This window comes from Flavobacterium gawalongense, assembly GCF_007097265.1.
Lineage (GTDB): Bacteria > Bacteroidota > Bacteroidia > Flavobacteriales > Flavobacteriaceae > Flavobacterium > Flavobacterium gawalongense.
Window position 1 is genome coordinate 1 of sequence record NZ_VJZP01000006.1, and the last position, 24846, is coordinate 24846.

The 24846-nt window shown below is 36.2% G+C and carries 22 protein-coding genes and 1 pseudogene; 22 read left to right on the forward strand and 1 reads right to left on the reverse strand.

Annotated elements, in window-relative coordinates; genetic code table 11:
- From FNW38_RS04980 to FNW38_RS05005, 6 genes and pseudogenes are all read left to right on the forward strand, one after another.
- The coding region (locus tag FNW38_RS04980; RefSeq protein WP_144064621.1) for an SDR family oxidoreductase at nucleotides 1-336 on the forward strand (336 nt) is incomplete at its 5' end.
- A gap of 44 nt (nucleotides 337-380) precedes the next feature.
- A complete protein-coding gene (gene uidA, locus FNW38_RS04985; protein WP_144064622.1) occupies nucleotides 381-2261 on the forward strand; it encodes a beta-glucuronidase in 1881 nt (626 codons plus the stop codon).
- Nucleotides 2262-2525: 264 nt separating this feature from the next.
- Entirely contained in the window at nucleotides 2526-4535 is a 2010-nt protein-coding gene (locus tag FNW38_RS04990) for a glycoside hydrolase family 3 protein (RefSeq protein ID WP_144064623.1), read from the forward strand.
- Between the two features lie 18 nt (nucleotides 4536-4553).
- The gene (locus FNW38_RS04995; protein WP_144064624.1) at nucleotides 4554-5429 is read left to right on the forward strand and encodes an alpha/beta hydrolase; all 876 of its coding nucleotides are present in this window, start codon (nucleotides 4554-4556) and stop codon (nucleotides 5427-5429) included.
- Nucleotides 5430-5947: 518 nt separating this feature from the next.
- Complete coding sequence (gene fbp, locus FNW38_RS05000; protein WP_144064625.1) at nucleotides 5948-6967, forward strand: class 1 fructose-bisphosphatase; 1020 nt, start codon at nucleotides 5948-5950, stop codon at nucleotides 6965-6967.
- A 3-nt stretch (nucleotides 6968-6970) separates the two neighbouring features.
- Nucleotides 6971-7108: pseudogene (locus tag FNW38_RS05005) on the forward strand (xylose isomerase); the annotation flags it as partial.
- 130 nt (nucleotides 7109-7238) lie between these two features.
- On the opposite strand, the gene FNW38_RS05010 reads toward FNW38_RS05005, so the two are convergent.
- Complete coding sequence (locus tag FNW38_RS05010; protein ID WP_235890155.1) at nucleotides 7239-7415, reverse strand: helix-turn-helix domain-containing protein; 177 nt, start codon at nucleotides 7413-7415, stop codon at nucleotides 7239-7241.
- Between the two features lie 807 nt (nucleotides 7416-8222).
- Here FNW38_RS05010 and FNW38_RS05020 point away from each other — a divergent pair.
- The 16 genes from FNW38_RS05020 to FNW38_RS05095 all read left to right on the forward strand — a co-directional run bounded on the left by FNW38_RS05020 (nucleotide 8223) and on the right by FNW38_RS05095 (nucleotide 24520).
- Nucleotides 8223-9587: an MFS transporter gene (locus FNW38_RS05020; protein ID WP_144064626.1), complete on the forward strand. Its 1365-nt coding sequence runs from the start codon at nucleotides 8223-8225 to the stop codon at nucleotides 9585-9587.
- A gap of 60 nt (nucleotides 9588-9647) precedes the next feature.
- Complete coding sequence (locus FNW38_RS05025) at nucleotides 9648-10958, forward strand: DcaP family trimeric outer membrane transporter (protein ID WP_143386318.1); 1311 nt, start codon at nucleotides 9648-9650, stop codon at nucleotides 10956-10958.
- A gap of 62 nt (nucleotides 10959-11020) precedes the next feature.
- Nucleotides 11021-12406 (forward strand): MFS transporter, encoded by a 1386-nt coding sequence (locus tag FNW38_RS05030; RefSeq protein ID WP_144064627.1) that lies wholly within the window; start codon nucleotides 11021-11023, stop codon nucleotides 12404-12406.
- A 116-nt stretch (nucleotides 12407-12522) separates the two neighbouring features.
- On the forward strand, nucleotides 12523-13401 hold the full coding sequence (locus FNW38_RS05035; RefSeq protein ID WP_143386316.1) for an AraC family transcriptional regulator: 879 nt from the start codon (nucleotides 12523-12525) through the stop codon (nucleotides 13399-13401).
- 355 nt (nucleotides 13402-13756) lie between these two features.
- On the forward strand, nucleotides 13757-14878 hold the full coding sequence (locus FNW38_RS05040; RefSeq protein ID WP_144064628.1) for a muconate/chloromuconate family cycloisomerase: 1122 nt from the start codon (nucleotides 13757-13759) through the stop codon (nucleotides 14876-14878).
- 11 nt (nucleotides 14879-14889) lie between these two features.
- Complete coding sequence (catC, locus tag FNW38_RS05045; protein ID WP_039109744.1) at nucleotides 14890-15180, forward strand: muconolactone Delta-isomerase; 291 nt, start codon at nucleotides 14890-14892, stop codon at nucleotides 15178-15180.
- Between the two features lie 49 nt (nucleotides 15181-15229).
- Nucleotides 15230-16156: a catechol 1,2-dioxygenase gene (catA, locus tag FNW38_RS05050; RefSeq protein ID WP_143386314.1), complete on the forward strand. Its 927-nt coding sequence runs from the start codon at nucleotides 15230-15232 to the stop codon at nucleotides 16154-16156.
- A gap of 165 nt (nucleotides 16157-16321) precedes the next feature.
- Complete coding sequence (locus FNW38_RS05055; RefSeq protein WP_144064629.1) at nucleotides 16322-17671, forward strand: Rieske 2Fe-2S domain-containing protein; 1350 nt, start codon at nucleotides 16322-16324, stop codon at nucleotides 17669-17671.
- A gap of 1 nt (nucleotide 17672) precedes the next feature.
- Entirely contained in the window at nucleotides 17673-18158 is a 486-nt protein-coding gene (benB, locus tag FNW38_RS05060; protein WP_143386312.1) for a benzoate 1,2-dioxygenase small subunit, read from the forward strand.
- Nucleotides 18159-18168: 10 nt separating this feature from the next.
- Nucleotides 18169-19188: a benzoate 1,2-dioxygenase electron transfer component BenC gene (benC, locus tag FNW38_RS05065; protein ID WP_144064630.1), complete on the forward strand. Its 1020-nt coding sequence runs from the start codon at nucleotides 18169-18171 to the stop codon at nucleotides 19186-19188.
- A 17-nt stretch (nucleotides 19189-19205) separates the two neighbouring features.
- Entirely contained in the window at nucleotides 19206-19994 is a 789-nt protein-coding gene (gene benD / locus FNW38_RS05070) for a benzoate diol dehydrogenase BenD (RefSeq protein WP_144064631.1), read from the forward strand.
- A gap of 15 nt (nucleotides 19995-20009) precedes the next feature.
- Entirely contained in the window at nucleotides 20010-20789 is a 780-nt protein-coding gene (gene pcaD / locus FNW38_RS05075; protein WP_144066637.1) for a 3-oxoadipate enol-lactonase, read from the forward strand.
- A gap of 3 nt (nucleotides 20790-20792) precedes the next feature.
- The gene (locus FNW38_RS05080; protein ID WP_143386308.1) at nucleotides 20793-22139 is read left to right on the forward strand and encodes a 3-oxoacid CoA-transferase; all 1347 of its coding nucleotides are present in this window, start codon (nucleotides 20793-20795) and stop codon (nucleotides 22137-22139) included.
- Between the two features lie 62 nt (nucleotides 22140-22201).
- The gene (locus FNW38_RS05085; protein ID WP_144066636.1) at nucleotides 22202-22726 is read left to right on the forward strand and encodes an FUSC family protein; all 525 of its coding nucleotides are present in this window, start codon (nucleotides 22202-22204) and stop codon (nucleotides 22724-22726) included.
- Nucleotides 22727-22737: 11 nt separating this feature from the next.
- On the forward strand, nucleotides 22738-23946 hold the full coding sequence (gene pcaF, locus FNW38_RS05090; RefSeq protein ID WP_144064633.1) for a 3-oxoadipyl-CoA thiolase: 1209 nt from the start codon (nucleotides 22738-22740) through the stop codon (nucleotides 23944-23946).
- Nucleotides 23947-23980: 34 nt separating this feature from the next.
- A complete protein-coding gene (locus FNW38_RS05095; RefSeq protein ID WP_143386305.1) occupies nucleotides 23981-24520 on the forward strand; it encodes a TetR/AcrR family transcriptional regulator in 540 nt (179 codons plus the stop codon).
- Nucleotides 24521-24846: the final 326 nt, after the last annotated feature.

The window sequence follows — 24846 nt, forward strand, 5'->3', positions numbered from 1 at the left end:
ATGGTTTTGGGTTATAGCATGGGTAAGGCATCTATAGATTACTATACGAAATGGTTTGCCGTTGAAATGGCTAATAGGTATGGAGATAATATAAGAATAAATTCCATAGCACCGGGATTCTTTTTGTCCGAACAAAATCGCACCTTACTGACTAACCCTGATGGTTCTTATACCAGTAGAGCAGAATCAATTTTAAGGCAGACACCATTTAAACGTTTTGGGAAACCGGAAGAATTATCCGGAGCTTTGGTATGGTTGTTAAGTGATGCCTCTAAATTTGTAACCGGAATGGATATTGGGGTTGACGGTGGATTTACAATAAATAGCGGTGTTTAAACAAAGAATGAACAATCATTAAATTAATAAAAATTAAATTATTTATGAAAACTAAAATTTTGATAGCAGCGATTCTGTTTGTCTCGTTCATTAAGGCGGTAGGCCAGGATTTTAAAACAGCAGAAACTAAAGATATTGCTTTGTTTCCGCAACAAAATGAGTTCAGAAATAAAGAGAATATTTCAGGGATTTGGAAATTTCAGAAAGATTCTCTAGATGTTGGAGAAGCTCAAAATTGGAAGAATGGTTTGCCTAATACGCGTTCTATAGCCGTTCCGGGAAGCTGGAACGATCAGTTTACGGATAGTAGAGATTATCTTGGGACTGCTTGGTACGAAAAAGAAATATTTATACCTAGTTCTTGGAAAGGTCAAAAAATTTATATCAGAATTGGTTCCGCTAATTATGCTTCTAAAGTGTATCTCAATGGAAAACCAGTAGGTGCACATGAAGGAGGAAATTTGCCTTTTGCTTTTGACATATCGGCACTTATAAATTGGAATGTGGCAAACAGAATAACGATCCAATTGGAAAACGTATTAAAACCAACTCGTGTTCCCACTGGAGGAGGTGTAGCCGGAGGAATATTCTCCAGCAATCCAAAAGCTAATTTTGACTTTTTCCCTTATGCGGGTTTACAGCGTGATGTATTGTTATATAGCGTTCAGTCCGTAGCTAATATTAAAGATCTGACGGTACAAACAGGATTTGAAAATACCATTGGTTCTGTTAGTGTAAAAGTAGATACAGAAGGAAAAGCGACCAAGGGTAAAGTTACTATTTCTGGAAATAACAAAGTATATGAATCAGAATTTAGTCTAAATGGCAATACTGCAAATGTGCTTGTGAAAATTCCTGAAGTACGACTATGGTCCACAGAAGACCCATTTCTTTATAAAGTTTCAGTTAGTATCAGTGATGCGAATCGTATTATAGATATTTATGAATTGGAAACAGGGGTAAGAACGATTTCAACGAATGATAAACAAATACTTTTAAATGGAAAACCTGTATTTCTAAAAGGATTTGGCAAACATGAAGATTTTCCTATTTTTGGAAGAGCCACAGCAAACCCGGTAATTATAAAAGATTATTCCTTGTTGAAATGGGTAGGCGCTAACTCTTACAGAACCTCACATTACCCATACGATGAAGAATATATGAATATGGCCGATAGAGAAGGAATATTAATCATCAATGAAATTCCGGCTGTTGGTTTGTATTTTCATGGAGATAAGGAAGAATTAAAATTGAGACAAATAGCCTGTAAAAAGTATATTGAGGAACTGATTACAAGAGATAAAAACCATCCATCAGTAGTTATGTGGAGTGTTGCTAATGAACCTTTTCCAGAAGTGATGAATTTTTCACCTGTAGATGTAAAAAAAGCAGATCCACAATCAGTGATTTTGTTTAAAGAATTATTTGACCTTGTAAAAAAATTGGATCCCACCAGACTAAAAACACTTGTTGGAGTAATGGGTGGACCAGTAGAATGGTTGGCATTATCTGATGTGGTATGTATTAACCGCTATTGGGGTTGGTATACGAATCAGGGTGATATTAAAACCGGAGCCAAGATGCTTAGCGATGAGTTAGATGATTTATATAGTAAATTAAAGAAGCCAATAGTTATTACGGAGTTTGGAGCAGACACCTTTCCTGGAATGCATGCAGATCAGGCAGAGATGTTTACGGAAGAATATCAGGTACAATTCATTAAGGCTTATCTTGATGTAGCAGATACAAAAGATTTTGTGGCAGGAATGCATGTTTGGGCTTTTGCTGATTTTAAAACAGGTCAGGCGGTTATTCGATTTGGAGGAATTAATTACAAAGGGGTGTTCACAAGGGACAGAAAACCCAAAATGGCAGCTCATTATTTAAGAGAAAGATGGACCAAAAAGCCGGAAGATAAAAAATAACAACGGTTATAAATTTAAAAACTATCTTATAAAACATGCTCTATAACTCTTAATATTAAATTGGTTCTTCTGGTTTTTTTGTGAAAATAAAAATCATTTTTATGCTTTAATAATACATGCCCTTGTATTCCTAACATGTTAAGAAAAAGATACTACACTTAAAAATGTATCACATCTTTTCCGGTAGAACCATTATATTAAATATTGAAATTAAAACAGTATATCAAATTTTTTCTAAAGACATTAATCTCATAAAATACGATTATGATTAATTATCACATAAACATTACGAGAATTTTATCATTTACTTTGGTGTCTTTTGCCACTTTTGCTCAAAGTCCTATACAACCAAAATTAGAAAACCAAGGGGTTCAAATCATCAAATCACAAGGGTACGAATTTAAAGATTTGAATAAAAATGGTAAACTGGATAAATATGAAGATTGGCGATTACCAAATGAAACTAGAGTTAAAGATTTGATTTCTCAAATGACTTTGGAAGAAAAAGTAGGTTTTATGCTCATCAGTACCACAAGAATGGAAGGTGATTACGCATTTCAGCAGGATGCTCCAAAAGCAGAAATAAAAAGTGGATTTAATGAAGAGGACTTGGTTCAAAACATTAATATGTTTTCCAAAAAACCATTACCAGCGCCAGTAATGTCAGCTGTTGGAACTACCAAGGCTGTAACGCAATATAATCTCAGACATTTTATTCTCAGAGCTAATACTACTGCAAAAAACATGGCGGAATGGAGTAATAATTTGCAGCGACTTTGCGAGTCTTCCAGATTGGGAATTCCGGCTATAGTTGCTTCAAATCCAAGAAATCACATAACTGTTGACGCCTCTTTAGGTCTAAGTGTAGGAACTACGATTTTCTCAAAATGGCCGGGTGAATTAGGGCTTGCTGCAATGCGAGATTTAGAATTGACAAGAGAGTTTGCAGATATTGCGAGACAAGAATGGGCTGCAGTTGGTCTTCGTAAAGGATATATGTATATGGCTGATCTTGCTACTGAGCCGCGCTGGCAAAGAGTGGAAGGGACCTTTGGGGAAAATGCTGATTTGGCAGCTTCAATGATACGCGAAATAACTTTAGGTTTTCAAAAGAATAAATTAGGGACTGGTTCTGTAGCTTTGACGACAAAGCATTTTCCAGGCGGAGGTCCACAGGTAGATGGTCAAGATCCGCATTTTGTTTGGGGTCAAGATCAACATTATCCGGGGAATATGTTTGATTATCATTTAAAACCTTTTCAGGCTGCTATTGATGCGGGTACTTCCGCGATTATGCCGTATTACGCAAAGCCTGTCAATACTAAATATGAAGCAGTAGCCTTTGCCTATAATAAAGCTATTATTAATGATCTTTTAAGGGTTAAAATGGGCTTTAAGGGTATTATCAATTCGGATACTGGGCCAATAGAAATGATGCCTTGGGGTGTTGAAAATTTAACTATTTTAGAACGTTATCAAAAAGCGATTGATTGTGGTGTAGATTTATTTTCAGGAACGGGAGATCCCACCTTATTGTTGGAAACTGTTAAAAAGGGTATGGTATCTGAATCGAGAATCAATCAATCAATAGAAAGGCTTTTAACCGAAAAATTTGAATTAGGTTTATTTGAAAATCCGTATGTTGATGTTTCTTATGCCGAAAAAACCGTTGGAAACAGTGAATTTCAGAAAAGAGGAGATCTGGCCTTTAGAAAATCTATTGTATTATTAAGAAATGATGCGAAATTACTGCCAATTAAAAAAGGAACTAAAGTATATCTAGAATCATTGTATAATAATAGCAAATCAAATACTCCCATTTCAGATATTCAGTCTAAAGATTGGGGTATTGAATTGGTCAAAGATAAAAAAGATGCCGATCTTGTTGTTTTAACGGTAACACCCACTGCAGGAAGTCTTTTTAGTAGTACGGGATCTGAAATAAAATTACAATTATCAGATAATAAAATTGATGTCGCGTATATCAATGAAGTTACTTCCAGTAAACCTACAGTAGTGGTTATAAATTATTCGAATCCATGGGTGATTGATGAAATTGACACTAAAAATTTACAAACTGTATTGGCTACTTTTGGAACATCTTCAGATGCCTTATTAGATGTTTTAACGGGAAAATATAATCCAACCGGAAAAATGCCTTTTACTACCCCTAAATCTCGTCAGGCAGTATTGGATAATCAATCGGATGTTCCAGGATATTTAAAACCTAATGGTTACGCATTATTTAAGTTTAATGAAGGGGTGGGGTATTAATCTTTATATTATTAGAAAATGAAAAATAAAATTTTAATTATTTTGCTTTTTAATATTTTTATTTCAAAGGCACAAAATGTGCTTTCTCTTTATCGGGATAAAGTACCCGGTTCTGAAAACTGGAGCTGGCAGGAAAAAGAAATAATATCTGATCCTGTAAATCAATTGCATACCGTTTATAATGTGACTAAACCTACACTAATGGTTTATTCTCCTGATAAAGCTTTAAATAACGGAACAACAGTGATTATTTGTCCTGGTGGAGGCTTTCATCATCTGGCTATTGATAAGGAGGGAACTAGGATAGCTAAATGGTTAAATTCAAAAGGAATAACCGCTTTTGTATTTAAATACCGTCTGGTAAAAACTGAATTTGATACTTCTGGGAAAGAAATTCCCTTTTCACTGGATGATAGAAAAAAATTTGATTCTATAATTGTACCTGTTGTTTCATTTGCTATTACTGATGCATTAATAGCAATAAAATATGTACGAGAACACGCAGCTGAATATGCTATTGAAAAAAACAGAATCGGTATCATGGGATTTTCAGCGGGAGGAGCTGTGGCAACAGGAACCGTATTTAGTCCTGATGGAATTGGGAGTCGTCCTGATTTTGTTGCGGCTATATATGCCTATACTGATCCGTTTAAAGAAATTTTAGTTCCATCTGATGCGCCACCTGCATTTATTGCGGCCGCCACTGATGATTTGTTGGTTCCGGCAACCAGTAGCACAAAATTATATAATGATTGGATAGCTGCGGGCAAATCTGCTGAATTGCATATTTATTCTAAAGGAGGTCATGGTTTTGGTATGAGTAAAAACAATTTGCCGGTTGATAGCTGGATTGATCGTTTTGGTGATTGGCTGGGTTTGCAAGGTTTATTGTAATAGACGCTAAATAGAATAAAGGTACTATACCCATTATTAAGTGGGTTTGTGAATAAGATTAGGGTTTGTATAAATATGTTAAACTAATAGAAAGGTTAAAATAGATGTTTGGTTTGGTTTTTATGTTTTGTTAGTATAAAAGCGGTTTTTTAAGCCGCTTTTATTTATTTTTTATGTTCAGGACTAAAATATCCAAAATTAATCAGATTACAAATCTTAATTTATAAACCCAATGAAAAATAATTTAATAAAGATTCATAAACTGGATTATTTGTAAAGAATTATTCCAAGATGATAAGTATGGATTACAAGTCTAAGTTTCGAGCATGAAAAAATGGAGTAATTATTTATATTTTGGTTTGTTAAATTGTCTAAACATTAATTATTTGGATGTTTGCACAGTAAGTATTTGCGAAGTATTTATCTCACGGTTTATGTTTTTATAATTGAAACGCCAGCTTTAGCATGGTAAATCCAGACTACTAATTGTTAAAAAAAAGGTCATAAAGACTTAAAAAATGAAGGAAAGCAACAAAACTTTAGGAGAATTTATTATTGAAAACCAAAATGATTTTAAATATTCGTCGGGTGAATTATCGCGAATTTTTAATTCTATTCGACTGGCCGCAAAAGTGGTTAGTTATAAAGTTAATAAAGCGGGACTGGTAGATATTGTTGGAGCTGTAGGGGAGAAAAACATACAAGGTGAAGACCAGCAGAAATTAGACGTTTATGCTAATGAGACTTTTATTCAAACTCTAATAAACAGGGAAATTGTTTGCGGGATTGCTTCTGAAGAAAACGATGATTTCATTACTGTTGGAGGTGTAGATAATGATCACAACAATAAATATATCGTGTTAATAGATCCGCTGGACGGTTCATCAAATATTGATGTTAATGTTTCTGTAGGTACCATTTTTTCTGTTTATAGAAGAATAACACCAAATGGAACACCAGTAACCTTGGAAGATTTTTTACAACCTGGAATCAATCAGGTTGCTGCCGGTTATGTGATTTACGGGACCTCGACTATGCTTGTGTATACTACGGGTCATGGCGTAAACGGATTTACATTAAATCCTGCCATTGGCACTTTTTATCTTTCTCATCCAAATATGAAATTTCCAATTGATGGTACTATTTATTCGGTAAATGAGGGTAATTATGTTCATTTCCCACAAGGTGTTAAGAACTATATTAAATATTGCCAATTAGAAGAAGAGGATCGACCTTACACTTCGAGATATATCGGTAGTCTTGTTTCCGATATCCATAGGAATATGATCAAAGGAGGAATTTATCTGTACCCAACGAGTTTTAAGGCATCCAAAGGTAAATTGCGATTGTTGTATGAATGTAACCCTATGGCATTTATTGTAGAACAGGCAGGAGGAAAAGCTTCTGATGGATTTTCTAGAGTAATGGAAATTTTGCCAACTGCCTTACATGAGAGGACTCCTTTCTTTTGTGGTAGTTATAACATGGTTGAGAAAGTTGAAGAATTTATGCACAAGGCAAAATGGAGTAAATATTAGTTTACAGACGCTATGTTGGTTTTCCTAAAAGCAGGAGGTATTCAAGGTGGTGGAGAGAATTTTGATGCGAAATTGAGAAGAAATTCTGCCGATATAAAAGATGTTTTTCTAGCACACATTGGTGGAACAGATACGTTTGCTTAGTGTTACTTAGTTGATTTCCATATAGGTTGGGTCGTGCACAAAAGGATATCTATTTTCATCTTGTGGAAGCCAACCCGCAGTTGTATTGTGTATTTTTATTTCAGCCTTTATCATCTAAAAGAGAATTTTAGTTTGTACGAACAGCTCCTACTTGGTAGCCAAATAATTGCAGTACTTGGTTTACTTTATCTAAACGCACCGTTTCTTTGCCTTGTTCTAAATCACGAACAAAACGAAGTCCCACTCCTGCTTTTCTATCCACCCTGATTTGATTGTACCAAAGTGTTCTGACTTCGGAGAGCAAGTTTATTTGAATCCATGGCTGAGACTACGTTAAGATTCAAAACGTACATCTAAATCCCGATGCAATTGTAAACTACTGATTTCTTTTTTTGTGAGATGTAAATATGTAGATAGCCATGAACCATTTGCGTAGCGATACATGTGAGTCTTCAAACATTGTTCCAACTCTAATAGTAAATCTTGCTCTACAATCTTTGTATTTATAAAGACACATAAATACTCTTCTTGCTTTCAATTTGTAGTGGTATTCATTTTTGCTGCCACAACGAAGGCAAAGTGGTTAAGATTATTCTTATAAGTCTGATTTGCAAACTTCTATTTTCGATTCTGTTTTTTACATTCTCCCTTTTCATTATTGGTAAAAAAGGATTTAAATATTCTTTTTACATCTTCAATTTCTACAAAACATTTGATTTGTCCTGTTTTTGATTTAAAAGAACAATTTTTAATCTTGAATAATTTTAATATTTGCATATCAATATAAAAAACAGTTAATAATTATGTTTTGTATAATTATAATTGATTTTTCTTGACAATATATCAATTATAGTGTAAATGTATTACAGAATGGATATAGTGTTTAACTAAAGAATTCTGGATGAATGGCTATTAGGTTGTTCTTAAAATGAGAAACAGCATCGCGAAATGATGCATAAATATAGTGGACGAATCCAAAAGAAAGCTTGGCATAAATCCAGTTAAAACATACAAATTTTTATATGGAGAAATTTGTTAAAACAGGCTTAACCATAATAACAGCCTAGTGTTTATAATGCTTAATTAACCAATAACCAATAACTAAAAAAAAATGCGAAAAATAGATATTCATAATTTAATCGATAACGCCAAGTTTAATCGATTTCACTGGACTGTATTGTTCTGGTGTTCCTTAATCATCATTTTTGATGGGTATGACTTGGTTATTTATGGCGTAGTGTTGCCATTACTTATGGAAAAGTGGAATTTATCACCCCTTGAAGCGGGAACTTTGGGGAGTTATGCACTCTTTGGGATGATGTTTGGCGCTTTGATATTTGGAACACTTTCGGATCGTATTGGACGAAAAAAAGCAATCATCATGTGTGTGTCTATTTTCAGTGGATTCACTTTTATAAATGGATTTGTAGAGACTCCTTTGCAATTTGGGATTTGTCGTTTTATTGCCGGATTAGGAATTGGGGGAGTGATGCCCAATGTTGTGGCTTTAATGACTGAATATTCACCTAAGAAAATTAGAAGTACGCTGGTAACACTCATGTTTAGCGGCTATTCAGTAGGAGGAATGCTTTCGGCGGGATTAGGAATCTTTTTGATACCAAATTTTGGATGGCAATCCGTATTTTATGTTGGATTATTGCCAATACTTTTGTTGCCTTTAATCATTAAATTTTTACCGGATTCTGTAGGTTTTTTGGCAAAACAAAAAAGAACAGAGGAGGCCAAAAAAATACTTTCACTTATTGAGCCAACGTATCTTCCTGCCACAGGTGATGTTTTGGATTCTGGAGAAGCAAAAGCTGCCGGAGCCAGTGTTTCCCAACTTTTTAAACAAAATAGAACAAAGAGTACAATCATGTTTTGGATCGCTTTTTTTACTTGTCTTTTGATGGTTTACGGTCTGAATTCCTGGTTGCCAAAATTAATGAACAAAGCAGGATATGAGTTAGGATCCAGTCTTACCTTTTTGTTGGTACTGAATTTTGGAGCTATGATAGGAGCAATAGGTGGCGGATGGCTTGGTGACAAATTTAATTTAAAAACCGTTTTGATTTCCTTTTTTGCCGTAGCTGCAATCTCTTTAAGCTTGCTTGGTTTCAAAAATTCTACGTTGGTATTATACATTTTAATAGCAATTGCAGGAGCAACAACTATTGGAACCCAAATACTTTGTTATGCTTATGTAGCGCAATTTTATCCTATAAACATTAGATCTTCCGGTATTGGCTGGGCATCTGGAGTAGGTAGAACAGGCGCTATTTTAGGACCAATTTTAGGAGGCGCTTTATTGAGTTTAGGATTGCCTTTTGAATTGAATTTTGTTGCATTTGCTGTTCCCGGAGCTATAGGTGCTTTGGCCGTTTGCTTTATCAATGTAAAACACAGTCATGATAATAAAGTGGCGTTTCATAAAGAAGAAACAATTCAATTAGATCCTATTGTAGCCGACGAATAAACCTAAAATAGAAGTATTTATCCGCTATAATTTAGGGTTTTTAAAATAAAATATAAAGAAATGAAGTTAAAAAAAATAGTAGCAGTCACTGGTTTGTTATTGACAACAGTGCTGCTTAATGCTCAGGAAATCATTAAAAAAAAGGATAGCATTCCAGCTATTAAACCAGAGAAAAAAGAACCGCTTTTTGATGTTAAGTTCTCGGGTTTTATTCGACATGATGCAGTGTTTGATTCCCGTCAGACTGTTGATGTAAGAGAAGCGGCAGTGGTACTTTGGGGAAAAGATGTTGACTTTGATGTCAATGGGAAAGACAGAAACTCCGCTTCCAAGTTTCAAATGCTGAATGTATTATCCAGAGCCGGAGTTAAAGTAGGCGCTCCCGATGTTTTGGGTGCAAAAACTGCCGGATTCCTTGAAGGTGATTTTTTTGGTAATGCAGAAGGAGGAATCAATGAATTTCGTTTGAGACATGCCTATATTACATTGGACTGGAAAAAAAGCCAGTTGGGAATAGGTCAATTTTGGCATCCGCTAACCATTCCGGAAATGTTTCCCGGAGTAGTTAATTTCAGTGGGGGTGCGCCTTATATGCCATATAACAGAAACCCTCAGATTCGTTTTACCCAAAAGTTAGATGCGAATTTTAATTTTATTGTAGCCGCCGTTTCACAAAGAGATTTTACTTCGAATACGGCTCCGTACAGAAACAGTTCACTTCCTTCGGGACATGTTCAGGTAAATTATAAAAGTAAAAATGCTCTCGTAGGTTTAGCAGGGCATTTTGAACAAATTCGTCCTAAAACAGGTTCTGGATTGACCAATGATTTTTCCAATGAAAGACTCAACAGTGTTTCCGTTATGGCGTATGGCCGTTTTGAAACGAAACCCATGACTATAAAAGCAGAAGCAATGTATGGTGAAAACGCCACTTCATTCATTATGCTTGGAGGATATGTAGGATATACACCCACTTCAGGTGCGGGTTTAGAAACCTATTCTACAATGGCTACACAGTCTTTTTGGATTGATTTAACCGGGAAAACTAAAAAAATAATTCCTGGATTCTTTGCTGGCTTTAGCCAAAATGATGGTGCCACTAATCCGTTTTCTGGAAAAGCGGTAGCTTATGGATTTTCAAACATGGTAGGAGGTATAGCGGCATCAGGAAATACAACTACCAGAACTATTAATTATATTTATCGATTGGCACCAAGAATTGAAGTGCCTATTAAAAATCTGAAATTTGGTTTGGAAGCAGAATATTCGGCTGCCGAATGGGGAAATGCGGATAATAGCGGAAGAGCAATAAGCAATCTGAATTTGATAGGAACTTGGAGAGTTGTATTTGCTACGGTTCTTAAATTTTAATTTTTTAATGTATTGGGTGTAATTATTGAAAGATAACTACACCCAATTTTTTTGTTATCATTATGAATGAAACCAATAAATGGCTGTCTTTAATTATTGTACTAGTAGCTCCTTTACTTTCAGTAATCGATGTGTATATTGTGAATATGGCTTTGCCGGAAATCAAACAACAGTATGTAACATCAGACAGTAATACAGAATTAGTGATCAGTTCTTATTTATTAGGATATTGTGTTTTTTTAGTCACAGGAGGAAGAGCCGGAGATTTTTTTGGACGAAAGAAAATATTCATTATTGGGACGCTGTCCTTCACGATTACTTCTGCTTTATGCGGTTGTGCAGTAACAATTTTACAATTAATACTTTTTAGGTTTTTTCAGGGTGTGGCTGCGGCCTTTATGATTCCTCAAACCTTGACGATAATACAAGTTACTTTTCGAGAAGCCAAAGAACGAAACACGGCCTTTGGTTTTTTCGGAATTACGTTGGGTATTGCTTCTATTTTAGGCCAATTTTTAGGGGGCTATTTTGTGGCACACCATTATATTGAAGAAAGTTGGAGGTTGATATTCTTGATAAATGTTCCGTTTGGTTTAGTAACTGTTGTTCTTTCATTTTTCTTTTTGCAAGAAACGAGTCTGCATAAAGGAGGTAAATTTGACATGCTTGGCGTATTATTGTTGACCATTGCTTTAGGAAGTTTAATTTATGGACTCACTTTAGTACCAGAGCAAGGACTTTCGGTTTTAGTATTGCTTTTGCCGTTTTTATCCGGGATTTTTCTATATATATTCTGGAAGAACCAAAAAAGGAAAACCCAACAGCAAAGCAGTCCTTTAATGAACACGAATCTTTTTAAAATAAAAAGTTTCAATTTGGTTTTACTGGTAGCGTTGTTTTTTTTCGGAGCACACAATTCTTATTTATTAATATGTGCGGTTCAGTTTCAAAAAACATTACATCTGGATCCTTATGTTGCCAGCCAGTATTTTACTTTTAATGGTATTGGTTTTTTGATGTCTTCATTTATTGCTTTAAAATTATTGCATAAATATGGAATCAAATTATTGATTATAGGCTGTTTTCTAATGATTATTTCTTTGGTTTTACAGGTTTTTACTCTTGGAGATCCGGCAAATGTGGATTACATTCCTTGCTTTCTTTTATTGTATGGATTGGGACAGGGGATACTTTTACCGTCGATTTTAAATTATGCGCTTAAAAAAATTCCAGCAGATTATGCCGCATTGGCTGGAGGTGTGTATTCAACTGTACAGCAATTTTCATCTGCTTTTGGAATCAGTATTATTGGGAGTGTATTTTTTTATAGTTTAAAACAACATCTGGATGGCTATAGCATTGCTATGAGTATGGCGATTGTCTATTTGGTTTTTGTAGCGCTATTTTTATACCGACTTTCAAAATTGAATACAACCAATCCGTCTTAGAATAGTACAAAGCTTTTTTCTTTTATCTGAAAAATGTTAAATAATACTCAAACGATATAGTTGTATTTTTATTATCTTTGATAGATTTCAAAATATTTTTTGAGCTAAAATAATTCATGAGAAGTAAATTATTTTTTAAGGGGATTTATGGTGATAACTCTATTGATATGGTTAGGGATATTATTCATATTACTCCTATGGAGATAACTGGTAAACGCCACGAATGGTATATAAAACCTCATGTACACAGTGATCTTTTTCAAATTTTTGTGGTAGAAAGCGGCTCTTTAGAATTAATACTTAATGACGAAAGTCAAATTGTGGAAAGTGTTTCTTTTTTTTCTATTCCAAAAAACATCAGTCATGGTTTACGCATGAATGCGGATACTAAAGGATGGGTAATCTCACTTTATGATAAATCCTTGGAGAATATGTTAAAACTCGATACCGATATCATCAATAAGATAGACGAAATTCATATTTCAAAACTGGACGAAGATGATAAATTAATCAATGATGCTTTGACAACGATTCGTAAATGTATCGATGAATATTATTCTGAATTACCGGGTAAGCAACACGCTTTACAGTACTTAGTGGGAATGATGTTGTTGCGCTTGTATAGGATATTTGTAACTTCTGCGGCTGTTCATCTTTCCGATAATAAGAATAAAATGTATTACAGGCGTTTTATTCAATTAATTAAGGAACAAAAATCTTTTAAAGTAAGCGTTGAAGACTATGCGGCTCGTTTAGCTATTTCAAGCGGACATCTCAACCGAATTTGTAAGGATGTTTCCGGCTTGTCGCCAAAAGATGTTGTTATTAATTTTTTTATTGACGAAGCTAAAATTTACCTGCGCAATTTTGAAATGTCAATTGCCGAAATCTCGTATGAATTAGATATCGAAGATCCCGCTTATTTTACGCGTTTGTTTAAGAAAAAAACCGGGCTAACTCCCAAAGAATTCAGAAGTCAATTAGGACGTAAGTAATCACTTCATTCGTCTTTTACCACTTTAATTATTTAAATGAGATAACTGTCAATCCTATAAATTAGGTGTTCATAACAACCTCATTTCCAATCTTTCTACAGAAAATTTTGTTAGTCCTGCTTTTTTAAATAAATCACACCTTTTTATCTTTGTTTTTACTGTTTAAAGGTATCGTAAACAAATAGTTATGCTTTTTGCTTATTTGTTTGATTTGTCTCATTAATAGCAAATTAATCCAATTTTAGACCCTGCTTTTAGCTATAAATTTGTGATAAGCAAACAGTAAGTGAGCACTCAATTATTTATGAGTGAGTACTTACTCCTGTCGAAATCAAATAAATTTAGATACTAAGAAATGAATAATCCTATTATTGAAAAAATTGAAGCCATTTTGGTTGATTTGCCAACAATTCGTCCGCATCATCTCTCGATGACCGTAATGAAAAAACAAACTATGGTTATCATTCGTTTGTTTTGCAGTGATGGAATTGAAGGAATTGGAGAAGCAACAACAATCGGTGGATTGAGTTACGGAGAGGAATCTCCGGAGAGCATGAAACTCAACATCGATACGTATTTTGCTCCTTTATTAGTGGGTCAGGATGCGACTAATATTCACAAAGCAATGTTTTGGATTGAAAAAAACATTAAAGGCAACCGAATCGCAAAATCAGGAATTGAAACGGCACTTTTAGATGCGCATGGAAAACGATTGGGTGTTTCTGTCGCTACATTATTAGGAGGTGCAATTACTGAAACTTTACCCGTTTTATGGACTTTGGCCAGCGGAAATACACAACAGGATATTGAAGAAGCCGAACATCTTTTAGCTATTGGAAGACACACTACTTTTAAATTAAAAATTGGATGGCAAGCTCCTGAAATTTCAATCGCTCACGTTGCCGCAATCAAAAAAGCGATGGGAGACAGAGCAAAAATAACAGTGGATGTGAATCAGGCTTGGGACGAAAGTACCGCGAAAATTAGCATTGCTAAACTTCAGGAAGCAGGAATTGATTTGATCGAACAGCCTATAGTTAAAGAAAATTTTGAAGGTTTGGCTCGTTTGACCAAAATGTTTACAGTACCTATCATGGCCGATGAAGCGTTGAACGATAGTAGTGATGCTTACAAATTGGCCAAAATAAGAGGAGGAGATGTTTTTGCATTAAAAATCGGAAAATCAGGCGGATTGCATAATGTTTTAAAAGTGGCTGCGATTGCAGAAGCTGCTGATATCAGTTTGTATGGAGGAACCTTATTGGAAGGAACAATTGGTTCTGTTGCCTCGGCACATGCTTTTAGTACGTTGAAAACAATGTCGTGGGGAACGGAACTTTTCGGCCCATTATTATTAACGGATGATATTGTTAAAACCAAAGTAGAATTTTCGAATGCTTCGATGAAAATCCCACAAGGTCCGGGTTTAGGCTTGGAATTAGATTTAGAAAAACTCAACCAATATAAACGCAAATAAAAATTAGCACTATGTTATTCCACGTAGAAATGACCGTAAAAATTCCACATGATTCAGATGTGAATTTTGTAAACGAATTAAAAGCAAAAGAAAAAGCAATGTCCCAAGATTTGCAACGCAGCGGAAAATGGGTAGACATTTGGAGAATCGTCGGGAAGTATTCCAACATCAGTATTTTCAATGTAGAAAGTCCGGCTGAACTTCATGACATTCTAAGCAATTTACCCCTTTTTCCTTTTATGGAAATCGAAGTAAAATCATTATGCAAACATTATTCTTCGATTAAAGAAGGAGAATTATAACCATTTTAAATAATCAAAAAAAACTATAATAAATTAAAAAATCAATATCATGACTAGAGCACAAATAGACGGATTACTTCAAAAAATTGAAAGTACTGAAAAAATAGAAGGTGGAAGCGACAGAGCAAAAGCAATTGTAAACAGAATCCTTCGCGATTTGTTTTATACTATCGAAGATTTAGATATTCAACCGGATGAAGTTTGGACAGCAGTTAATTTCTTAACGCAAGCGGGTCAAAATGGAGAATATGGTTTAATCGCTGCAGGTTTAGGATTAGAACATTTCTTAGACTTACGCATGGATGAAGAAGAAGAAAAAGCTGGAATGACCGGTGGAACGCCAAGAACTATTGAAGGACCACTTTATGTTGCAGGAGCACCAAAATCAAAAGGGTTTGCACGTCTGGACGACGGAACTGAAGCGGAACAAGGGGAAATTTTCTTCATGCAAGGAAAAGTTTTGGATGATAGTAACAATCCAATTCCGAATGCAATTGTAGAGGTTTGGCATGCCAACTTGAAAGGGAATTATTCTTATTTTGATCAATCACAAAGTGATTTCAATTTACGCAGAACGATAGAAACGGATGAAAACGGAAACTATCAATTCCGCAGTATCCTTCCTTCTGGATATGCAGTTCCTCCTGGTGGATCAACAGAAACACTTTTAAGTGCCATTGGTCGTCACGGAAATCGTCCGTCTCACGTTCATTTCTTTGTTTCAGCGCCAGGCTGCAGAAAATTAACGACACAAATTAACTTTGAAGGAGATCCATACTTATGGGATGATTTCGCTTTCGCAACTCGTGAAGGTTTGGTTCCGGATCTTACCGTAATTACTGATGCGGAAAAAATCAAAGAAAAAGGATTAGACAAGCCTTTTTCCTCAATCGATTTCGACTTCACATTACATAGTGAAATTGAAGGAATTCATGATGCAGAAGTAGAGCGATTGAGAGCTGAATCTGTAGCATAATAAAAAAAGAAACGGTCTATTGCCATTTTTCGAATCTTTTTTGGACTTGTAGAATCCCCGTGAGAAGGAACAAATCGAATTGATTTTTTTTAATCATCCTCATGGTGGTTTTATCCCAAAATAACTCCGGAGCGGTTAGGTTATGACTACTAAACAACAACACTAATGGAAAAATTAAATAAAGAATATGTAGAAAGCCTATTGGAACACAACGTTTCTGAAGGTCTTTATCGTCATAACAGAGAATCCTTTACCAATCCGGAGTTGTTCGAATTGGAAATGAAATATATTTTCGAAAACAATTGGGTGTATTTGGCTCATGAAAGTCAAATAACGGAAGCAAACGATTATTTCACTACTCATATTGGCAGACAACCCATCTTTATCGCTCGCAACAAAGAAGGCGAATTGAACGCCTTTATTAATGCGTGCAGCCATAGAGGAGCGCAGCTTTGTCGCTATAAAAAAGGGAATAAATCAACGTATACGTGTCCTTTTCACGGTTGGACTTTTAATAATTCGGGAAAATTACTAAAAGTAAAAGATGTAAAAGGGGCTGGATATCCGGAACAGTTCAACACAGAAGGTTCTCATGATTTGAAAAAAGTGGCAAGATTTGAATCGTACAAAGGATTTTTATTTGGCAGCTTAAATCCAGATTCTTCTTCATTGGAAGACTATCTCGGAGATACCAAAAAGATTATTGATCAAATGGTGGATCAGGCAGAATTTGGATTGGAAGTAGTAAGAGGAGCTTCTACGTATACCTATGATGCAAACTGGAAAATGCAAATGGAAAATGGTGCTGATGGCTACCACGTAAGCTCGGTGCACTGGAATTATGTTGCTACCATGGGGAACCGTAAAGAAGATGGTGTAAAAGCGGTAGATCCTAACGGATGGTCGAAAAGTATTGGTGGTGTTTATGGTTTTGAAAATGGTCATATGCTACTTTGGACAAAAATGCTGAATCCGGAAGTACGTCCTCTTTACAGTCAATTGGATCGATTGAATGACACTCTTGGTGAAGAAAGAACCAATTTCATTGTCAACGAAACCCGCAACTTGGCTATTTATCCAAATGTGTATTTGATGGATCAGTTTTCGACTCAAATTCGTGTGGTTCGACCGATCTCTGTCGATAAATCGGAAGTGACGATTTACTGTATAGCACCAAAAAATGAACCTGCAGCAGACCGTGCGTTACGTATTCGCCAATACGAAGATTTCTTCAATGTAACCGGAATGGGAACTCCTGATGATTTGGAAGAATTCAGATCCTGTCAGGAAAGTTATTTAGCAAAAGCCATGCCTTGGAACGATGTCAGCCGTGGAGCAGAACATTGGGTTTACGGTCCGGACGAACATGCTACCGCCATGGGTATCAATCCAAAATTAAGCGGAATCCGAACCGAAGATGAAGGATTATTCCTGATGCAACACCAGTATTGGGCAGAAACTTTGAAAGAAGCTTTGGCAAAAGAAGAATTGATTAATCTAGAAAACAATTTGTAAGATGACTAATTACGATAAAATACAGGCATTTGTTTATCAGGAAGCAAGACATTTAGATGACAAACAATGGGATGAATGGCTTCAGTTATACGATGAAAAAGTAACGTTTTGGATGCCATCTTGGGATGATGAGGATAAATTGACAACAAATCACGAAACTGAAATCTCCTTGATTTATTATCCAAACAGAAATGGTTTGGAAGACCGTGTTTTTAGAATCAGAACCGAACGTTCGAGCGCTACTTTACCGGACACCAGAACAAGCCATAATTGCACCAATCTTGAAATTCTGGAAGAAAACAACGATGAAGTTAAAATACGTTTTAACTGGAATACATTAAGCTTTCGATACAATAAATTGGATCAGTTTTTTGGCGTTTCCTTCTACACTTTGAAAAAAGTGGAAGACTCATTTTTAATCACTAATAAAAAAGTCATCCTTAAGAACGATTACATTCGACAGGTGCTTGACATATATCATATTTAATACAAAAGTAATGGCAAAAATAGCATTAAACTTTGAGGACGGAGTTACCCGATTTATAGATAGTTTACCCAATGAAACTGTAGCAGAAACTGCGTATCGTGTTGGGATAAACATTCCGTTAGATTGCGCTGATGGCGCTTGTGGTACTTGTAAATGTAAAATGAGATCAGGAAATTTCGATGCGGGAGACTATATCGAAGAAGCCTTATCAGATGAAGAAGCGGCGGCAGGTTTTGCGCTTGCTTGTCAAGTGAGACCAAAATCAGACCTTGTAGTTGATATTTTGGCAAGTTCTGCTGCCTGTAAAGTAAAATCTACGGCTGTCACTACCGAAATCAAGGAATTAAACCGATTGTCTTCCGAAATTTATCAATTAAAATTGCGTGCTGCTGACGGGAGTTCTTTTCAATTTCTTCCGGGACAATATGTAAATATTGAGGTTCCGGAAACTCCACAAACCAGATCGTATTCGTACAGTTCACAACCTGATACAGCTGAAGGGGAGTTTTTAATCAAATTAGTGCCTGGAGGATTGATGAGTACTTATCTAAAAGAGGAGGCGACTGTAGGAGGGAAACTAAACATTGTAACTCCTTTAGGAAGTTTTTATTTAAGAGAGGCTCAACGTGATTTAATCTTTATTGCAGGCGGTACAGGTATTGCACCTTTTATGGCGATGCTTGAAAAACTAAAAGCAGAAAAAAATACTACTCCTATTCATTTGTTTTACGGAGCAACTACAGGGGAGAATGTAGTGGAATTGGAACGTTTGAAAGCGTTTAGTGCAATTATGCCATTGCAACTATTCACTTGTACTTCTGACGAACAAGCAGAAGGTCATGACAAAGGATTTGTTACGCAATGGATTAATAAAGAGCTTCTTGGCGATAAAGCCTATGATATTTATATCTGTGGACCAAATGCCATGGTAGAAGCGGTAAAAACAACACTTGATAAAGAGGCGATTCAACATGTTAATTTTTACATGGAAAAATTTGTTCCAACTGGTCAGGAAAATGTACAATTATAATTTTTTAAACAGTAAAAATGCTTCACCCCAATAGATTTTCAGGAAAAGTGGCCCTTGTTACCGGTGCTGCTCAAGGAATAGGAAAAACGGTTGCACTTCAACTTTTACAGGAAGCTGGTTCAGTTGTAATGGTCGATCGTTCTCCAATAGTAAATGAAATAGCTTCACAATTGAGTGAAGACCACAAAAATAAAGCACTTCCAGTTGTTGCTGATTTGGAACAATTTTCAGGCTTTCAGTCGGTAGTAGAACAAGCCGTTGCAAAGTTTGGCAGAATAGACATCTTGATTAACAACGTGGGAGGAACAATTTGGATGAAACCTTTTGCAACCTACGAAGAAGATCAAATAGAAAAAGAAATTCGCCGTTCCCTTTTCCCAACGCTTTGGGGCTGTCGTGCAGTTCTTCCGGTAATGTTGGATCAAAAAGGAGGGGTCATTGTAAATGTTTCCTCGGTTGCAACCAGAGGAATTAATCGTGTTCCTTATGCTGCTGCAAAAGGAGGTGTAAATGCCCTTACGGCTGCTATGGCTTTCGAATATGCTGAAAAAAATATTCGTGTGAATGCTGTTGCACCAGGTGGAACCGAAGCTCCGGAACGCTTGATTCCCCGTAATGAAACTCCTGATTCGGAACAGGAAAAAATATGGAGACAAGAAGTGGCGGATCAAACCACCGAATCGAGTTTAATGAAACGCTACGGAACCATTGAAGAGCAAACTTCAGCCATACTTTTTCTGGCATCCGATGAAGCTTCCTATATCACAGGAGTTACAATTCCGGTTGCGGGCGGTGATTTGGGTTAATATAAAAATGAAATAATGTCAAAAATAAAAATGCGGAACACAACACTGAATTACTTGTTTGATGATTTCAAGAAGGAGCAAACATTGGTTTTTTCTAATTCATTAGGAACTGATTTGACGATGTGGGACAAACAAATAGAACTACTTGGACAGGAATTTAATATGCTGCGGTATGATACTCGCGGTCATGGAAAAAGCGAAGCTACCGAAGGGGAATATTCTATTGAAATGCTGGGGAACGATGTATTGGATTTATTGAATTATCTGAAGATTGAAAAAGTAAATTTCTGCGGATTATCCATTGGCGGATTGACCGGACAATGGTTGGGAATTCATGCGCCGGAACGGTTGAACAAACTGATACTTTGTAATACTGCCGTAAAAATTGGAAACAATGAAGGCTGGAATACCCGAATAGAAACGGTTCAAAAAAATGGTTTGGACAGTATCGTTTCAGGAACGCAAGAACGCTGGTTCACACCTGAATTTGTAATCGAAAATAAAGCTGAGGTTGATTCGGTTTTATCAACGTTTGTACAAACCCCATTAGAAGGATATATTTCTTGTTGTGCCGCCGTTCGGGATGCTGATTTTACAAATGAAGTTTCAAAAATTTCGGTGCCAACTTTAATCATTTCAGGTACAGAAGATTTGGTAACAACCGTAAAAGATGGTGATTTTCTAATGGAAAAAATTCCAAATTCGATTTTGGCTGCCTTAAAAACGGCTCATATTTCAAATATTGAAAAGGCTGATGATTTTACAAAACTACTTATTGAATTTATTAAAAATTAAATTATGAAAACAGTTCCACAAATAACAACCGAACAAGCCGCAGCATTCGTAAAAGATGGCGATACCTTATTGCAAGGTGGTTTTGGGATGACGGGAAATCCAGTCCATTTAATGGATGCTTTATCGAAAACTGAAACTAGAAACATCACTTTCATTGGAAACAATGTAGGCGAAGCGGGAATTGGGGGCGGACGTTTGTTGCGAAACGGACAATTAAAAAAAATGATTGGTTCTTTTTTTACCAGTAATCCCGAAGCGGTGAAAGCTGCTCAGGATGGAATTGTTGAATATGAATTGATACCGCAAGGAACTTTGGCGGAAGCCTTAAGAGCCGGAGGGGCAGGAATAGGAGGTTTTTATACGCCAACCGCAGCCGGAACGCCTATTGCGGAAGGGAAAGAGACTAAAATAATTGATGGTGTGGAACAGGTTTTTGTGAAAGGAATTCGTGGAAACGTTGCTTTTATCAGAGCGTGGAAAGCGGATACGGCAGGAAATTTAATCTATCGTATGACAGAGCAAAATTTCAATCGGGCAATGGCAACAGCAGCTGATTTGGTTGTGGCTGAGGTGGAAGAAATTGTGCCGGAAGGCACTTTAGATCCAAATTACATTCACACACCGGGATGTTACATCGATTACTTGGTTCAGGCGACACTTACTTTGGAAGATTTGGGTTCATCGGCATCAGTGAGTAAAGGAAAAAAAGTGAGTGAAGACCGTATGAATATGGCCAAACGCGCGTTACAGGAATTGCAAAAAGGAGATGTAGTCAATTTGGGAATCGGAATTCCAACCTTAGTAGCTGATTTAATTACACTAAAACACGGTGTTATTTTACACACTGAAAACGGAATGTTAGGCGTTGGTCCAGAACCTGTAGACGGCGGAGGGGCAATGAATTATCCTGTTAACGCGGGAAAAATTCCAGTTACGGCAGTACCAGGAAGTAGTTATTTTGACAGTGCCGAATCTTTTGCAATGATACGTGGGAAACATGTTGATATTGCTGTAATGGGCGGTTTAGAAGTGGATGAGCATGCAAATCTGGCAAATTGGGCCGTTCCGGGGCAACCTTTATTGGGAGTTGGCGGAGCAATGGATTTGGCCTCAGGTGCAAAAACGCTGATTATCACGATGAATCACAACAACCGAGATGGAAGTTCTAAAATTGTACCCACTTGTACATTGCCATTAACAACTTTGAATTCGGTAGATATGGTGATTACAGAGTTGGCTGTTTTCAAATATATTGATAACAAACTCACTTTAATAGAATTAATGCCTGGAGCAACATTAGAAGAAGTTCGAGAAAAAACAGAAGCAAAATTTGTGGAACAATTAGCATAAAAAGCGGGATAGAATTGGATTACCTTTAGTTTTTCAATTCTAATGAATCTAATAATAATCGAATGGTAAACAAATTAATACGATACAGTATCGGATCTGATTTAATTATTTATGGATTCAAATGCATCATTGGGTTTTTAATCGGTTATCAATTGTATCTGAGCTTTCCTCAATATGAACTGTATTGGACGATGCTTTCTATTATTTTGGTTATATCGCCCGAAGCAAAAGATGCGCGTCGTTTATCGATTGAACGGTTTAAATCGAACCTAATTGGTTCCGGAATTGGATTGTTTTGTTATTTTATTCATGCCCCAAATGTCTATATGCTATTGTTGGGTATTATACTTTCAATAGCCACTTGTTATTTTTTTAATCTAATGAATGTGGCGCGAACCGCAATTGTAGCACTCATAATTGTATTAATTCATGAACAGACACAAATGTCATGGATAGGAGCTGTGGAACGGTTTATATCGGTTACTACCGGATGTTTCATTGGATTGTCGATAACCATTATTACATCGGCAGTAATTAATTATTGGAGAAAAAAAAGCAAACCTTCCGCAAGAAGAATTATAATTTAAAAGTAATAAAAATGAGTACGGAAGCGTATATAATTGATGGAATCAGAACGCCAATAGGAAGTTTTGGCGGAACACTTTCTGCTGTCAGAGCAGATGATTTGGCGGCAATTGTCATTGCAGCATTAGTAAACAGAAATCCAAATATTCCACCCGATGCGATTGATGATGTCATTTTAGGGTGTCACAATCAAGCAGGAGAAGACAATCGTAATGTGGCTCGAATGGCGTCATTGCTGGCGGGATTACCAGTTACAGTTCCAGGAGAAACGGTTAATAGATTATGTGCATCAGGAATGTCTGCAATTATTGGAGCTTCAAGAGCAATTAAAGCTGGGGATGGCGATATTTTTATTGCCGGTGGAGTAGAGCATATGACACATGGTCCATTGGTGATTTCAAAATCATCAAAAGCGTATGGAACCGATTCTAAAATGGAAGATTCCAGTTTTGGATGGCGTTTTGTAAATCCAAAAATGAAACAAATGTATGGCGTAGATCCTATGGGAATTACCGCCGAAAATTTAGTGGATTTGTACGATATCAGTCGGGAAGACCAAGATTTTTTCGCTTACAATTCACAAATGAAGGCGACCAAAGCGCAAGAAAATGGTGTATTAGCGCAAGAAATTATACCGGTTAGCATTCCGCAGCGAAAAGGCGAACCAATTGTTTTTTCTGAAGATGAGTTCGTTAGAGCCAATACAACTATAGAAACATTGGCTAAATTAAAACCGGTCTTCAAAGCAGATGGAACGGTTACTGCAGGAAATGCTTCGGGATTGAATGACGGTGCTGCAGCTACTTTTATTGCTTCTGAAAAGGCGGTAAAAAAATACAATTTAAAACCGTTAGCCCGAATCGTAAGTTCGGCCGTTGTAGGTGTTGAGCCTCGAATTATGGGAATTGGTCCCGTTACGGCAACGCAAAAAGCATTGGCGAAAGCCGGATTAACATTGAATGATATCGACATTATTGAATTGAACGAAGCCTTTGCAGCACAAGGACTTGCCTGTACAAGAGCTATGGGACTTCAAGACAATGATTCGAGAATTAATGTGAACGGAGGAGCAATTGCTTTGGGACATCCACTGGGAATGTCAGGAACCAGAATAGTTTACAGCGCTGCTTTATCATTGCAACGTTTACAAAAACGATATGCTTTAGCAACCATGTGTATTGGTGTTGGACAAGGGTATGCGGTAATCATTGAAAGAGTTTAAATTATAAAACGCTCGCAATCTAAATAATTTCCAGATGAGCAAAAAAAAGGATATACTTGACGCTGCTCTCAAACTGTTTACAGAAAATGGGGAGCGAGCCACATCTACAAAATCGATAGCTTCTGAGGCGGAAACTTCAGAGGCTTTGATTTTCAGGCATTTTGGTACCAAAGAAAAATTACTGGAGGAGATTATTAGACATGGCTATCAAGAAGCGGCAAAAATAATTTGCAATTATTTGAATGACGAAAACGGATTGCAATACATTTTGAAAATTGTTGAGGTTCCCCGAATTTTGGTAGATTCTCATCCCAATTTTTGGAAAATGCAACATAAAATCATTGCGTTAAATTCTCTTTCTCAAAAATACCACGATATTTTCATGAAGCCTTGTTACGAAAAACTAACAGTAGCTTTTTCGAAATTGCAGTATGAAAATCCAACTTTGGAAGCCGAATTGCTACTGATTTATATCGATGGAATGTGGAAACATTTTGCATCGCAACAATTGGATTCCAAAACCGAAAGTGCCCTCACGAAATTATTACAGCAGAAATATAAAGATGTAAATTAAGGTAAAAAACAAAAAAACTACATAGACAATAAATTAAGTTTTATCGTCTGGAAGTAATTGTTGATCCACCAGAAGCTACTAACACAAAAAGTACAGCCAATTCTATATCATCCAATGTTCTAACAGCCTACTAGATTGAATCTGAACTGAGTGGTCAATATCTCCGGAATTTACAATGTACGATGTGTATTGGTATAGGAATGAGTTATGCGGTGGTTATTAAGAACACAACATTTAGCATTTAGACTATTTTTTAAATAAAAAATTATAAAAAGAGTAGTTCCAAAGAATTAAGAACTATCGTTTTAGTTTACCGTGCTATCCAC

What these genes read in the sequence shown, in the direction of transcription:
- FNW38_RS05030 (WP_144064627.1), top strand. Translation starts at nt 11,021, where the DNA reads ATGAATGAAACCAATAAATGGCTGTCTTTAATTATTGTACTAGTAGCT.
- benD (WP_144064631.1), top strand. Translation starts at nt 19,206, where the DNA reads ATGCTTCACCCCAATAGATTTTCAGGAAAAGTGGCCCTTGTTACCGGT.
- catA (WP_143386314.1), top strand. Translation starts at nt 15,230, where the DNA reads ATGACTAGAGCACAAATAGACGGATTACTTCAAAAAATTGAAAGTACT.
- FNW38_RS05025 (WP_143386318.1), top strand. Translation starts at nt 9,648, where the DNA reads ATGAAGTTAAAAAAAATAGTAGCAGTCACTGGTTTGTTATTGACAACA.
- FNW38_RS04995 (WP_144064624.1), top strand. Translation starts at nt 4,554, where the DNA reads ATGAAAAATAAAATTTTAATTATTTTGCTTTTTAATATTTTTATTTCA.
- benC (WP_144064630.1), top strand. Translation starts at nt 18,169, where the DNA reads ATGGCAAAAATAGCATTAAACTTTGAGGACGGAGTTACCCGATTTATA.
- FNW38_RS05080 (WP_143386308.1), top strand. Translation starts at nt 20,793, where the DNA reads ATGAAAACAGTTCCACAAATAACAACCGAACAAGCCGCAGCATTCGTA.
- FNW38_RS05095 (WP_143386305.1), top strand. Translation starts at nt 23,981, where the DNA reads ATGAGCAAAAAAAAGGATATACTTGACGCTGCTCTCAAACTGTTTACA.
- catC (WP_039109744.1), top strand. Translation starts at nt 14,890, where the DNA reads ATGTTATTCCACGTAGAAATGACCGTAAAAATTCCACATGATTCAGAT.
- pcaD (WP_144066637.1), top strand. Translation starts at nt 20,010, where the DNA reads ATGTCAAAAATAAAAATGCGGAACACAACACTGAATTACTTGTTTGAT.
- FNW38_RS05040 (WP_144064628.1), top strand. Translation starts at nt 13,757, where the DNA reads ATGAATAATCCTATTATTGAAAAAATTGAAGCCATTTTGGTTGATTTG.
- uidA (WP_144064622.1), top strand. Translation starts at nt 381, where the DNA reads ATGAAAACTAAAATTTTGATAGCAGCGATTCTGTTTGTCTCGTTCATT.
- FNW38_RS04990 (WP_144064623.1), top strand. Translation starts at nt 2,526, where the DNA reads ATGATTAATTATCACATAAACATTACGAGAATTTTATCATTTACTTTG.
- FNW38_RS05055 (WP_144064629.1), top strand. Translation starts at nt 16,322, where the DNA reads ATGGAAAAATTAAATAAAGAATATGTAGAAAGCCTATTGGAACACAAC.
- pcaF (WP_144064633.1), top strand. Translation starts at nt 22,738, where the DNA reads ATGAGTACGGAAGCGTATATAATTGATGGAATCAGAACGCCAATAGGA.
- FNW38_RS05020 (WP_144064626.1), top strand. Translation starts at nt 8,223, where the DNA reads ATGCGAAAAATAGATATTCATAATTTAATCGATAACGCCAAGTTTAAT.
- FNW38_RS05035 (WP_143386316.1), top strand. Translation starts at nt 12,523, where the DNA reads ATGAGAAGTAAATTATTTTTTAAGGGGATTTATGGTGATAACTCTATT.
- benB (WP_143386312.1), top strand. Translation starts at nt 17,673, where the DNA reads ATGACTAATTACGATAAAATACAGGCATTTGTTTATCAGGAAGCAAGA.
- FNW38_RS05085 (WP_144066636.1), top strand. Translation starts at nt 22,202, where the DNA reads ATGGTAAACAAATTAATACGATACAGTATCGGATCTGATTTAATTATT.
- fbp (WP_144064625.1), top strand. Translation starts at nt 5,948, where the DNA reads ATGAAGGAAAGCAACAAAACTTTAGGAGAATTTATTATTGAAAACCAA.